Source organism: Pseudomonas sp. SWRI50 (assembly GCF_014269095.1).
Taxonomy (GTDB): Bacteria; Pseudomonadota; Gammaproteobacteria; order Pseudomonadales; family Pseudomonadaceae; genus Aquipseudomonas; species Aquipseudomonas kermanshahensis.
On sequence record NZ_JABWRW010000020.1, the window covers coordinates 53,215 to 65,279 of the forward strand.

General features: G+C 62.7%; 12 protein-coding genes and 1 pseudogene. 5 read left to right on the top strand and 8 right to left on the bottom strand.

The window, feature by feature from the left end:
- The first annotated feature begins 107 nt into the window (after window positions 1-107).
- A complete protein-coding gene (gene speB, locus HU750_RS19840) occupies window positions 108-1,058 on the top strand; it encodes an agmatinase (RefSeq protein WP_027593127.1) in 951 nt (316 codons plus the stop codon).
- 154 nt (window positions 1,059-1,212) lie between these two features.
- Window positions 1,213-2,592: a sodium:solute symporter family protein gene (locus HU750_RS19845; protein WP_186681920.1), complete on the top strand. Its 1,380-nt coding sequence runs from the start codon at window positions 1,213-1,215 to the stop codon at window positions 2,590-2,592.
- A 78-nt stretch (window positions 2,593-2,670) separates the two neighbouring features.
- Here HU750_RS19845 and HU750_RS27340 read toward each other — a convergent pair whose 3' ends face one another.
- Together HU750_RS27340 and ptrR are read right to left on the bottom strand one after the other, a co-directional pair.
- Window positions 2,671-2,799, bottom strand: coding sequence for a PA1414 family protein (locus tag HU750_RS27340; RefSeq protein WP_256214945.1), 129 nt, complete (start codon window positions 2,797-2,799; stop codon window positions 2,671-2,673).
- 124 nt (window positions 2,800-2,923) lie between these two features.
- Window positions 2,924-3,817 carry a putrescine utilization regulator PtrR gene (gene ptrR, locus HU750_RS19850; protein ID WP_186681922.1) on the bottom strand — a complete coding sequence of 298 codons (894 nt, stop codon included), beginning with the start codon at window positions 3,815-3,817 and terminating at the stop codon, window positions 2,924-2,926.
- A gap of 106 nt (window positions 3,818-3,923) precedes the next feature.
- On the opposite strand from ptrR, the gene HU750_RS19855 reads away from it, so the two are divergent.
- Window positions 3,924-5,105, top strand: coding sequence for a YbfB/YjiJ family MFS transporter (locus tag HU750_RS19855; RefSeq protein ID WP_186681924.1), 1,182 nt, complete (start codon window positions 3,924-3,926; stop codon window positions 5,103-5,105).
- Window positions 5,106-5,238: 133 nt separating this feature from the next.
- On the opposite strand, the gene HU750_RS19860 is transcribed toward HU750_RS19855, so the two are convergent.
- The 3 genes and pseudogenes from HU750_RS19860 to HU750_RS19870 form a co-directional block, all read right to left on the bottom strand.
- Window positions 5,239-6,165, bottom strand: a complete 927-nt coding sequence (locus HU750_RS19860) for a DMT family transporter (RefSeq protein WP_027593131.1) — start codon at window positions 6,163-6,165, stop codon at window positions 5,239-5,241.
- Window positions 6,166-6,270: 105 nt separating this feature from the next.
- On the bottom strand, window positions 6,271-6,666 hold the full coding sequence (locus tag HU750_RS19865; protein ID WP_027593132.1) for a hypothetical protein: 396 nt from the start codon (window positions 6,664-6,666) through the stop codon (window positions 6,271-6,273).
- 77 nt (window positions 6,667-6,743) lie between these two features.
- Window positions 6,744-6,908: pseudogene (locus tag HU750_RS19870) on the bottom strand (BrnA antitoxin family protein); the annotation flags it as partial.
- A 105-nt stretch (window positions 6,909-7,013) separates the two neighbouring features.
- Between HU750_RS19870 and HU750_RS19875 the strand changes: the two are divergent.
- On the top strand, window positions 7,014-7,286 hold the full coding sequence (locus HU750_RS19875) for a hypothetical protein (protein ID WP_099455003.1): 273 nt from the start codon (window positions 7,014-7,016) through the stop codon (window positions 7,284-7,286).
- A 56-nt stretch (window positions 7,287-7,342) separates the two neighbouring features.
- Here HU750_RS19875 and HU750_RS19880 read toward each other — a convergent pair whose 3' ends face one another.
- Window positions 7,343-8,704 (bottom strand): DEAD/DEAH box helicase, encoded by a 1,362-nt coding sequence (locus tag HU750_RS19880; RefSeq protein WP_085272470.1) that lies wholly within the window; start codon window positions 8,702-8,704, stop codon window positions 7,343-7,345.
- A 104-nt stretch (window positions 8,705-8,808) separates the two neighbouring features.
- On the opposite strand from HU750_RS19880, the gene HU750_RS19885 reads away from it, so the two are divergent.
- On the top strand, window positions 8,809-10,095 hold the full coding sequence (locus HU750_RS19885; RefSeq protein ID WP_085272469.1) for a mechanosensitive ion channel family protein: 1,287 nt from the start codon (window positions 8,809-8,811) through the stop codon (window positions 10,093-10,095).
- A gap of 114 nt (window positions 10,096-10,209) precedes the next feature.
- Here HU750_RS19885 and HU750_RS19890 read toward each other — a convergent pair whose 3' ends face one another.
- Both HU750_RS19890 and HU750_RS19895 read right to left on the bottom strand, forming a co-directional pair.
- On the bottom strand, window positions 10,210-11,145 hold the full coding sequence (locus HU750_RS19890; protein WP_186681926.1) for an AEC family transporter: 936 nt from the start codon (window positions 11,143-11,145) through the stop codon (window positions 10,210-10,212).
- 1 nt (window position 11,146) lies between these two features.
- Window positions 11,147-12,022: a carboxylate/amino acid/amine transporter gene (locus HU750_RS19895; RefSeq protein ID WP_186681928.1), complete on the bottom strand. Its 876-nt coding sequence runs from the start codon at window positions 12,020-12,022 to the stop codon at window positions 11,147-11,149.
- Window positions 12,023-12,065 lie beyond the last annotated feature (43 nt).

A 12,065-nucleotide genomic window follows, 5' to 3' on the forward strand; every position in this document is an offset into this window, starting at 1 on the left:
GCAAACTCGGCCGAAATGTCCTGCCCGCCGGCACAACCAGACTACACAGGCGCGCCGCGGCACAGGTTCGAACAAACACAACAATCGACCGACTGATGAGGCCCACCGTGGACAAGACTCTCCACCAACCACTGGGCGGCAACGAAATGCCGCGTTTCGGCGGCATCGCCACCATGCTCCGTCTCCCCCACCTGCAAAGCGCCGCCGGCCTGGATGCCGCATTCATCGGCGTGCCCCTGGACATCGGCACTTCGCTGCGCTCCGGCACCCGCTTCGGCCCGCGTCAGATCCGCGCCGAGTCGGTGATGATCCGCCCGTACAACATGGCCACCGGGGCTGCGCCATTCGACTCGCTGTCGGTGGCCGACATCGGTGACGTGGCCATCAACACCTTCAACCTGCTCGACGCCGTGCGCATCATCGAAGAAGCCTACGACGAAATCGTCGAGCACAACGTTATCCCGATGACCCTGGGCGGCGACCACACCATCACCCTGCCGATCCTGCGCGCCCTGCATAAAAAGCACGGCAAGATCGGCCTGGTGCACATCGATGCCCACGCCGACGTCAACGACCACATGTTCGGCGAGAAGATCGCCCACGGCACTACCTTCCGCCGCGCCGTGGAAGAGGGCCTGCTCGACTGTGACCGCGTGGTGCAGATCGGCCTGCGCGCCCAGGGCTACACCGCCGACGACTTCAACTGGAGCCGTCGCCAGGGCTTCCGCGTGGTGCAGGCCGAGGAATGCTGGCACAAATCGCTGGAACCGCTGATGGCCGAAGTCCGTGAAAAAGTCGGCGGCGGCCCGGTTTACCTGTCGTTCGACATCGACGGTATCGACCCCGCTTGGGCCCCTGGCACCGGCACGCCTGAAATTGGAGGCTTGACCACGATCCAAGCGATGGAGATCATTCGCGGCTGCCACGGCCTGGACCTGATCGGCTGTGACCTCGTCGAAGTCTCCCCGCCTTACGACACCACCGGCAACACCTCGCTGCTCGGCGCCAACCTGCTGTTCGAGATGCTCTGCGTGCTGCCGGGCGTCGTGCGTCGCTGATCCTGGCGATACCACGGCACCGCTTGACTGCAATACCCCGGCAGGAGCCATGAGGGAGGGCCACTGAGGCCCGCCAACACAAGACTAGACCGCCGGGTGGCACTAAGCCCGTGCGGTCGATCTCGCCATAATAAAGATAATCGGGAGACCCCCAATGGCCTTGGACATCATCGTTGTAATGATCTATACCGCCGGCATGCTCGGGCTTGGCTGGTATGGCATGCGTCGGGCAAAAACCCAGGAAGACTACCTGGTGGCCGGACGCAACCTCGGCCCGACCCTGTACATGGGCACCATGACCACTACCGTACTCGGCGGCGCCTCCACCGTCGGCACTGTACGCCTGGGCTATGTCCACGGCATTTCTGGCTTCTGGCTGTGCGCAGCCCTGGGCCTGGGCATCATCGCCCTCAACCTGTTCCTCGCCAAACCGCTGCTGCGCCTGCGCATCTACACCGTGACCCAGGTTCTGGAGCGGCGCTACAACCCGATGGCACGCCAGGCCAGTGCGGCGATCATGCTGGCGTACGCGCTGATGATCGGCGTGACCTCGACCCTGGCCATGGCGACCGTGCTGCAAGTGCTGCTCGAGCTGCCGTTCTGGATGTCGCTGATGCTCGGCGGTGGCGTGGTGGTGCTGTACTCGACCATCGGTGGCATGTGGTCGCTGACCCTGACCGACATCGTCCAGTTCGTCATCAAGACCGTCGGCCTGATGTTCATCCTGTTGCCGGTATGCCTGTACAAGGCCGGTGGCTGGGACACCTTGGTGGCCAAACTGCCTGCGGCCAGCTTCCAGCTGACCACCATCGGTTGGGACACCATCATCACCTACTTCCTGATCTACTTCTTCGGCATCCTCATCGGCCAAGACATCTGGCAGCGCGTATTCACTGCCCGTGACGAGAAGGTCTGCCAACGTGCCGGTACCACCGCAGGCGTCTACTGCGTGGTGTACGGCCTGGCCTGCGCCCTGATCGGCATGGCCGCGCACGTACTGATGCCCGACCTGGCCAACCCAAACAATGCCTTTGCGGAGATGATCAAGAGCACCCTGCCCGATGGCATTCGTGGCCTGCTGATGGCGGCGGCCCTGGCGGCCATGATGTCGACCGCCAGCGCTGGCCTGCTGGCCGCGTCCACCACCCTGACTGAAGACCTGCTGCCCAAACTGCGCGGCGGCAAGCAGTCGAGCCTGGCCATCAGCCGCCTGTTCACCCTGCTGACCGGCCTGGTGGTACTGGGTATCGCCTTGGTGGTGAACGATGTAATCAACGCCCTGACCCTGGCCTACAACCTGCTGGTCGGCGGCATGCTGATCCCGCTGATTGGTGCGATCTTCTGGAAACGCGCAACCACCGCAGGCGCCATCGCCAGCATGTCGCTGGGCTTCGCTACTGCGCTGCTGTTCATGTTCAAGGATGGGCTGGAAGCCAACACGCCGATCTACTACAGCCTGGCAGTTGGCCTGGTGAGCTTTGTCGCAGTCAGCCTGATGTCGCGTAAATCGATGGCAGCAGTCAAGCTGGCCTGATACGCACTAGGCCATACAGACGATTAACCGCAACAAAAAAGCCGCAGCATCAGCAATGATGCGGCGGCCTTTGTCATTTCAGCGACGGCGCGGTTGGCGCTTGCGCTGCTCTTCATCAGTCGGGATCGGCACCGGCTGCAGGGGGGGTGGAATCAACCCCAGTGCGACAGCCAAGTCGTGGAGCCAGTTGAACAGTGGTTTCTTCATAGTGCCCCCTTGACGGGTCAGCCTCACGGTCAATCAATCCAGTGATGTTTCATACAGATCATAGCCCGATGTCCTGTATTGCGCATGCATCTGGTCTTAGAGATAAGGGCCATTTTGACGCGGATCAAGCCTGAACGGCGCATTCCGACGATTGGTTAATCGTTTCGCTTTGTTGCAGATCGATCCAGGCCTGCAAATTTGCCCCGCGCATGCCCTGGCGCCACATCAACCACGTGACCGCCTGATCGAAGGGTGCCTGCAGCCGGTGGACCCGCACCCGGTCGCGCCCAGGCAGGCTGTCGAGCATGGATTGCGCCATCATGGCCACACCTGCGCCGGCAATCACACAGGCCAGCATGCTCTGGTACGACTCGATCTCCATCACCCGGCCCATCGGCGTATGGGCGTGGGCGTACCAGGCCTCAAGGCGCATCCGGTATGAACAGCCCTGGCGGAAGGTGAACACCGCTTTGCCTGCCACGTCTTTTGCCGTGTGCACGGGCGGGTGTTCAGGGCTGGTGATCAGCACCAGCTGTTCGTCGCACAGCGGCACACCGTCCAGCCCGGCCAGGCTTGGCGGGCCATCTACCAAGGCCGCGTCCAGGCCATGGCTGAGCAAGCCCTCGAACAGCTCACCGCTGGGCGCTGCACGCACCTGCAGGTTCACCGCCGGGTACGCCTGGTGATAATGCGCCAGCAACGCTGGCAGGTGGGTGGCTGCGGTGCTGTACATGGTGCCCAGCACAAACTCCCCAGCCGGCTGGCCACCTTGCACGGCCGCCATCGCCTCGTCACGTAGCGCCGACAAGCGATTAGCGTAGTCCAGCAGCACCTTGCCCGCGGGCGACAATTGCAGGCGCTGGCGCTCGCGCAGAAACAGCTCCACACCCAATTGCTCTTCGAGCTGGCGCAGGCGCGTCGACAAGTTCGACGGCACCCGATGCAGGCGCTCGGCGGCGCGTGTGACCGAACCTTCCTCGGCCACCGCCTGGAAGATGCGCAGTTGGCTGAACTCCATACCTTTCTCCAAAACAGAACAACTTCATCATCATTATTCAATTTTAATGAAAATGAAACCGGCCTAACCTGCCATCCATCGCTTACCAACGTGCAGGAGCCCTTCCATGTCGCCCCGTATACAACTGCTGGCCAGCGCCGTGGCCCTGATGATGGCCATGGGCATCGGCCGCTTCGCCCTGACCCCACAACTGCCGCAACTGATCGCCGAAGGCCAGTTCGACCTCACGGCCGCCGGGCTGGTCGCGGCGGCCAATTACCTGGGTTACTTCATCGGTGCGGTGGATGGCATGTTCGCCCGCAAGCCTGCCCAGGTACGCCTGCGCCTGCAGGGTGGCCTGTGGCTGTGCGTGCTGTTGACCTTGGCCTCGTGGGCCGCCGATGGCTTCTGGAGCCACCTGCTGTTGCGCTTCGGCACCGGCGTGGCCAGCGCCTGGGTATTGGTGATGATCACCAGCCTCAGCCAGCAGGTTGCCAATGCACACCATCAACCACGCTTGGGCGCCTTGGTGTTTGCCGGGCCGGGCCTGGGGATCGCCGTTACCGGGCTGCTGGCACTGGTGGCGCATGGGCTGGGGCTGGGTTCGGCAGCGCTGTGGCTGATCTACGCGGTGGCGGCGCTGATGATGCTGTTGGCCGTACGGCCCTGGTTGCCCCAGGCGCAAGCGCAAACCGTGCACCCGGCCACTGCGCAGCCCGGTAGGGTAGGCAATGCCGGGATTGCGCGCCTTGGGCTGGTCTATGCCTTGTACGGCGTCGGTTACATCCTGCCGGCCACCTTCTTGTCACAGATGGCCAACCAGCAGTTTCACGGCCAGTGGATGGCCGACCTGTTCTGGCCGGCCTTTGGCCTGGCAGCCGCGCTGGGCGTGCTGCTGGTGAGCGTGCGCCGGGCCGGCCGGACCTCTGCCTGGCTGACCGCCACCCTGTGGCTGCAAGGGCTCGGCGTGCTGGCATGCCTGATGGGCGGTGGCCTTGGCTTGGGGTTGGGTGTGGTGCTGTGCGGCGCGCCGTTCTTGGCCTGCATGCAGCTGGTGATGCAGCGCTCGCGGGAGCTGGCGCCACACGCGACGCAGCGTAATGCCGGGCTGCTCACTGCGTGCTTTGCGCTCGGCCAACTCAGCGGGCCGTTGTTGGCGGCAGTCAGCAACCATTACACGGGGAGCCTGCAACTGGCGTTGCTGCTGGCCGCGAGCGGGTTGGCAGTGGCCGGGGTGTTGGTGCTGACTGCAGCCCATCCCAACCCCAGCTGCCTGGCGGCCCCTTCAACCACCGCGCAATCCGTGTAGGAGCAGCCTTGCGCTGCGAAGAGGCCAGTCGCAACAACGTAGATGCTCGCTGCTGCCACTGGCCTCTTCGCAGCGCAAGGCTGCTCCTACAGGGGTTTCGGTTGACGGTCAGTGAAGCCTAGGGCAGCGGCTATCACCCCACCCATTTGCGCAATTGCTGCTTCACCCAAGGCTCGGCGCTCACCAGCACTACGCCAAGCAACACCATCACCGCGCCAAGTACAAAGTTCACGCTCAGCGGCTCATCCAGCAGCAGCACGCCGAACGTGACGCCGAACAGCGGCGTGATGAACGAAAACACCGCGAGGTTCGACGCCAGGTATTTGCGCAATAACCAGAACCAGGTCAGGTAGCTGACAAACGACACCACGACCCCCTGGAACAGCACACTGCCCACCGCCAAAGGCGTCAGCGACACCGCGCCGATCTGGCCGCTGAGCAAGGCAATCAGCAGCAGCCCGGCAAAGCCCACTGCCAACTGATAGAACAGGGTCAAGGTCGCCGGTGCTTCCGAAAGCCGGGAACAGCGCACCACCACCGTCGTCGCACCCCAGGCCAACCCCGCCACAACGCCAAAGGCATCGCCCAGCAACGTGCGGCTGTCCATCTCTTCAAACGACATGCCACCGGCAAACGCGGTGGCAATCCCACCGAAGGCCAGCAAGATCCCCAGCCACTGCAGCAGCCGCAGCCGCTCACTGGGCAGCATGAAGTGCAGGCCCAACGCCGTGAAAACGGGTGCCGTGTAGAGGAAGACCGACATGTGCGCTGCCGACGTCAGCTTCAACCCTTCAGCGATGAACAGGAATTCGACACCAAACAACCCACCCGCCAACAGCCCGGCGCGCCAAGTGCTGCCCACCTGCTCCCAACCACCGCGCCAGCAGATCATCAGGCCCACCAGCACAGCGGCGATGCAGTTGCGCAAGGCGGCCTGCATGACCGGGGCGATGTCGACGGCAGCCGTCTTGATCAGCACTTGCTGGCAGCCCCAGATCAGGCACAACCCAAGCATGACCTGGAAAGCGAAAGCGTCGGGGTTCTTCCGGGCCGCGCTCATCGGCGGGCCTTTGGGGTAATCATTGGCATGGGATCAGCTCGGCAGTCTTCAAAGACTGCCGATTATCGGGTTTACAGGCCCACCCATGCCACCCTCAAAACGACCTCAAGCAATCTGTGCCTTCGATGACACCTGCTCAAAGGTCGCTTCATCCAGCGCATCGGCTTGTTCATCCAAGACCTGACGCGGGTGCTCGAAGCCCGGGATGCTGCTGTCGATCAGGCTCAACAGGCGCGAACCGCGTTCGCTGAGGACAAAGTTTTCGCCGTTGCCCCCCTCTTCATCAGGCCGACTTTCGATGAAGCCGCGCTCGAACAGCAGTTTTTCGTATTCGCAGGCTCGGGTCTTCAGGTGGTCCAGATCGCCTATCGGCTGGCCTTTGGCGGCTAGCGCCGCGGCGTGCTGCTCGGCATAGGGGCGTGGCGTAAAGCTGTGACCGGCGCTGTTCTGCACTTCATGCAGCAAGCGTTCGATCAAGTCCCAGTCGTAGGTGGTGCTCATGGCGGCAGGCTCCTGCTGTGGACGGAAGGGGTACACAGGTTGGGACCTGCCGCTGACAGGCTGCGTTCAGAAAGATATCAGCGCTGTCTTTGCTGAGCCTGCATGTACTGGCGCAGCAACTGATTTATACGCGTCTGATACCCGGCGCCCTGATCCTTGAACCAGGAAAGAACATCAGCGTCCAGGCGAATGGTCACCGCCTGCTTTGCAGGAACCCGCAGGTCGGCCTGGCGAAAAAAATCCAGTCAGGACGGAACTGCAAAGCTGGAGGCCACCTGTCGCAGATGCTGAACTTCTCAGGGAGCCGAACCCTCCACCGCGCATAGCCAACGCGAGAGGTAGAAAGGATGAAATCGCTGCTGCGTATCACCTGTGCAACCGCCTTGCTCTGCGCACTGCCCGCTTGGGCCTGTACGCCGGAGGAGGCCACCCAGAAGCGCGAAGAACTGGCCGGGCTGGTCAGCCAGCTGACCGAACAGAACCCGCAGAAGGCCAAGGAGATCAACGATGAGCTCCAGGGTATGGAGCTGGGGACGGCGAGCAAGGACCTGCCGGACAAGTGCCAGCTGATCGATACGCGAATCAAGGAATTGAAGACAGCGGAGAAGAAAGCGGAGTGACGCAGAGGCGGTAAAGGCCCTATCGCCGGCAAGGCGGCGATAGGGCTACAGACGACTTACTCAGCCGCTGGCGTGCGCTTTTTCAGCGGCGCCATGCCGTCGGAGCTGGCCAGTGGCGCGTTGGCCTTTGGCTTGGCGGTCGGCTTGCGCTTAGCGCCAGCCTTCTTGTCACCCGACTTCTTCTCGACCTTTTTCTTCTTGGTACCGGCAGCCTTGCCCGACGCCTTGACCTTTTTAGGCCCGGTGTAGGTGCCTTTGACTTCCTTGATCACCCGGCGCTCGAACTGCTGCTTGAGGTAGCGTTCGACGCTCGACATCAAGTTCCAGTCGTTGTGGGTGATCAACGAGATCGCCAGGCCTTCGCCCCCCGCACGGCCGGTACGGCCAATACGGTGCACGTACTCGTCACCGCTGCGTGGCATGTCGAAGTTGATCACCAGGTCCAGGCCGTCGATGTCCAGGCCACGGGCGGCAACGTCGGTTGCCACCAACACGTTGGAGCTGCCCTGCTTGAAGCGCTCAATGGCCAGCTTGCGGTCTTTCTGGTCCTTCTCACCGTGCAGGACGAAGGCCTTCACGTCCTTGGCCACCAGGTGGCCATAGATACGGTCGGCCAGGGCACGGGTGTTGGTGAAGATGATCGCCTTCTGGTAGGTCTCGTTTTCCAGCAACCACTGGACGATCTTCTCTTTGTGCTGGTCGTGGTCAGCCATGATGATCTGCTGACGGGTGCCTTCGGCCAGCTGCGAGACGCTGTTGAGCATCAGGTGCTCAGGGTCTTTCAACACCTTGCCGATGATGTCGCGCAGGGCCGCGCCGCCTGTGGTGGCGGAGAACAGCAGGGTCTGCTCACGGTTCTCACACTCCTTGCATAGGCGCTCCATGTCTTCGGCAAAGCCCATGTCGAGCATGCGGTCGGCTTCATCGAGGATCATGACCTTGACGTGGGACAGGTCCAGGTTGCCGGCGTTGAGTTGCTCGAGCAGGCGGCCCGGGGTGCCGATCAGCACGTCCGGCACCTTGCGCAGCATGGCGGCCTGTTCCTTGAAGTCCTCACCGCCGGTAACCAGGCCAGCCTTGATGTAGGTGAACTGGGAGAACAGTTGCACCTGCTTGAGGGTCTGTTGCGCCAGCTCACGGGTGGGCAGCAGGATCAGCGCACGGATTTCTACGCGCGGGCCGCTCAGGTCGACCAGGCGATTGAGCATTGGCAGGACGAATGCCGCGGTCTTGCCGCTGCCGGTCTGCGCGGTCACACGCAGGTCACGCCCTTGCAGGGCCAGGGGGATGGCCGCTGCCTGCACCGGGGTCGGCTCGACAAATTTAAGCTCGGCCACGGCTTTAAGCAGGCGTTCGTGCAGGGCGAATTGGGAAAACACGGAGGTAACCTCAGGCAAGTGCGGGAAATTCAGTTGCATAGGGTAACGTTTTCTGCCGCCATAGCCGAATTTCTTTTGGCAACTTTATCGGCATCCGCGCTCTAATGGCGCTTCGTTTGGCAATACAGACTGTTCAAAACCCCATGGATATCCAACGAATCTGGCGTGACTCCCTCGACCTCTGGGGCACCCTCGATCAACATCCCATGCTCCACGCCGCCATCGGCCTGGCCGTCCTGCTGCTGATTTCTCTAGTCGTCGGCCGCCTTTCGCGCTTCCTGATGCTGCACGGCACCCGCCTGCTGGCGCGCCAACAGGCGCTGAAATGGCTGGATGACCTGCGCCACAACAAAGTGTTGCACCGGCTGGCCCAGACCACACCGTCGCTGGTGCTGCAGTTTGGCCTGAAGTTGGTGCCGGAGCTGTCCGACACGGCGCAGCACTTCCTCGGCAACGTTGCCCTGGCCTTTACCCTGCTGTTCATGACCATGGCCCTGTCGTGCCTGCTGGATGCCTTGCTCGACATCTACGCGCGCACCGAGCATGCCCGCACCCGCTCGATCAAGGGCTATGTGCAACTGGCCAAGATGATGCTGTGGATCTTCGCCTCCATCGTCATCGTCGCCACGCTTATCGACCGCTCGCCGTTGCTGCTGCTGTCGGGCCTGGGTGCCATGTCGGCGGTGCTGCTGTTGGTCTACAAGGACACCCTGCTGTCGTTCGTGGCCAGCGTGCAATTGACCAGCAACGACATGCTGCATGTGGGTGACTGGATCGAAATGCCCCAGGTCGGTGCCGATGGCGATGTGGTGGACATCACCTTGCACACGGTGAAGGTGCAGAACTTCGACAAGACCATCGTCTCGATCCCGACCTGGCGCTTGATGAGCGAATCGTTCCGCAACTACCGCGGCATGCAGCAGTCAGGCGGCCGGCGCATCAAGCGCAGCCTGTTCATCGACGCGGCGGGCGTGCGTTTTCTGACCCGCGAAGAGGAACAGCGCCTGACCCAAGTGCGCCTGCTGGGCGACTACCTGGCTGGCAAGCGCCAGGAACTGCAAACCTGGAACGAAGCGCTGGGGCCGGTGGCCGAGCTGTCCGCCAACCGCCGCAAGCTGACCAATATCGGCACCTTCCGCGCGTTTGCGCTGGCTTACCTGAAGAACCACCCCAATGTGCATCAGGGCATGACCTGCATGGTCCGGCAGATGCAGACCGGCGCCGAGGGTGTGCCGCTGGAAATCTACTGCTTCACCACCACCACGGTGTGGGCGGAGTACGAGCGGATTCAGGGGGATATCTTCGATTATCTGCTGGCGGTGTTGCCGGAGTTTGGTTTGAGCTTGTATCAACAGCCGAGTGGCAATGACATGCGGGTGGGGTTGAGCGGGCGAGTGCCGCACCGGTTGGAAGAGATGAGCGAGGCTTGAGATCGCCGGGGCTGCTTTGCAGCCCATTCGCAGCACAAGGCCGCTCCTACCGGAGGTACGCGCTCCCTGTAGGAGCAGCCTTGTGCTGCGAATGGGGCGCAAAGCGCCCCCCAATCACCCCGCATAACCCAGCAGGTACAACAACCCGGTCAGGGTCACCAACGAAGCCACGGTCGACAACAGGATCGTCCGCGAAATCAACCCCGCCTCGCGGTTGTAGTACTCCGCCAGCATGTACGGCCCGGTCCCGGTCGGCAGCGCCGCCAGCAGCACCGCCGAAGCCGCCCACATGCTCGGCAGGCTGAATACCTTGTACGCCAGCACCCAAGTCAGGGCCGGCTGCCCAACCAGTTTCAATCCCACCAACGGCCACGGGCTGGCTTGCGCACCCGCGCGCTTTTCTGCCAGGAATGCGCCCAGCGATATCAAGGCGCACGGCGTGGTGGCCAACGCCAGCATGTCGAGAAAATGCATCACCGGCTCGGCCAGCCCCAACCCGCTCATGGCCCACCCCGCCCCCACCACCGGCGAAATCACCAGCGGGTTCTTCGCCAGCGCCTTGCTCACCACCAGCACCGCCCGGCCGACCTGCCGCTCTTCCTGCAGCCCGACCTCAATAAAGGTCAGCGAAATGGCGAACACCAGGCACACCACGATCAACGACGAGATCAGCGCCGGCTGCAAGCCCGCCTGGCCGAACAGCAACAGGCACAGCGGGATGCCGATGTAGCCGGTGTTGGCATACCCTGCACTGAGCCCGTCGATGCTCGCGGCAACCAGGTTATGGCCGCTGTACAGCCGCCACGCCAGCGTGACCACGAACATGGCCAGGGCGCCCGTGCCAAACGCCACGATGAAGCCTGGGTGCCAGATCTCGCTCCAGGTCGCAGTGGCGGTCACCTTGAACAGCAAGGCCGGCAGGCAGAGCCAGACCACCATCTTGTTGATTTCGGCTGCGGCCTTGTCGCCGAGCTTGTTGGCGCGACGGCACAGGTAGCCGACCAGGATGAGGGCAAAGATCGGCGCGACGATGACAAAGAGGGTATGCATATCAGGCCTTGCGGGTCAGCGCGACGTCAGTGCGGCTACCCAACCGGCTCATCCACACCGACGCCAGAATCACCGCGCCTCCAATGAGCAACCGCCCCAGTGGCTCGTGCTGGTTCCAGATCAACAGGTTGAGCAACAGCCCCACCGGCACATGCAGGTTGTTCATCACGGCCAGCGTCGCCCCGGAAACCAGGCACGCGCCCTTGTTCCACCAGTACAAGCCCAGCGCGGTCGGGCACAACCCGAGGAACAACAGCACCAGCCATTGCACATCGGTGCTGGGCAGGTGCTGGGCATTGCCGAACAGCAAAAACGCCGGCAGCACGACGATCAAGGCCCCGAGGTAGAAGTAGCCGAAGCGCTTGTAGTGCGGCAGGTCGCTGGGGTTTCGGGCGATCAGGTGACGGTACAGCACCTGGCCGGCGGCATAGGTGAAGTTGGCCAGTTGCAGCAGCAGGAAGCCGATGAAGAACTCACCACTGATGCTGTCGAAACGAATCACCGCGGCTCCCGCCACGGCCACCAGCGCGGCCAGCAAGGCCCATGGGTTGAAACGCCGGTTCAAGGCATCTTCGATCAGGGTCACGTGCAACGGCGTGAGGATGGTGAACAGCAGCACTTCTGGCACGGTGAGCACGCGAAAGCTCAGGTACAGGCAGACATAGGTAATGCCATATTGCAGCGCACCGATCAGCAGCATCGAACGCATGAAGCGCGGCTCGACCTGGCGCCAGCGGGTCAGCGGCAAGAACACCAGGCCTGCCAGCAGCACCCGGGCGAGCACGGCAAAGTAGCTGTCGACGTGCCCAGCCAGGTACTCGCCGATCAGGCTGAAGGAAAACGCCTGAATCAGCGCGACGATAATCAGGTAGCCCATGGTTGCCTCTCGTGGATCAAGGCGGCGACCTTAGCGGGTTGCG

Excerpts from the sequence above, each read along its gene's own strand:
- HU750_RS19845 (WP_186681920.1), top strand. The coding sequence starts at position 1,213 with ATGGCCTTGGACATCATCGTTGTAATGATCTATACCGCCGGCATGCTC.
- HU750_RS27340 (WP_256214945.1), bottom strand. The coding sequence starts at position 2,799 with ATGAAGAAACCACTGTTCAACTGGCTCCACGACTTGGCTGTCGCACTG.
- ptrR (WP_186681922.1), bottom strand. The coding sequence starts at position 3,817 with ATGGAGTTCAGCCAACTGCGCATCTTCCAGGCGGTGGCCGAGGAAGGT.
- HU750_RS19855 (WP_186681924.1), top strand. The coding sequence starts at position 3,924 with ATGTCGCCCCGTATACAACTGCTGGCCAGCGCCGTGGCCCTGATGATG.
- HU750_RS19860 (WP_027593131.1), bottom strand. The coding sequence starts at position 6,165 with ATGAGCGCGGCCCGGAAGAACCCCGACGCTTTCGCTTTCCAGGTCATG.
- HU750_RS19865 (WP_027593132.1), bottom strand. The coding sequence starts at position 6,666 with ATGAGCACCACCTACGACTGGGACTTGATCGAACGCTTGCTGCATGAA.
- HU750_RS19875 (WP_099455003.1), top strand. The coding sequence starts at position 7,014 with ATGAAATCGCTGCTGCGTATCACCTGTGCAACCGCCTTGCTCTGCGCA.
- HU750_RS19880 (WP_085272470.1), bottom strand. The coding sequence starts at position 8,704 with ATGCAACTGAATTTCCCGCACTTGCCTGAGGTTACCTCCGTGTTTTCC.
- HU750_RS19885 (WP_085272469.1), top strand. The coding sequence starts at position 8,809 with ATGGATATCCAACGAATCTGGCGTGACTCCCTCGACCTCTGGGGCACC.
- HU750_RS19890 (WP_186681926.1), bottom strand. The coding sequence starts at position 11,145 with ATGCATACCCTCTTTGTCATCGTCGCGCCGATCTTTGCCCTCATCCTG.
- HU750_RS19895 (WP_186681928.1), bottom strand. The coding sequence starts at position 12,022 with ATGGGCTACCTGATTATCGTCGCGCTGATTCAGGCGTTTTCCTTCAGC.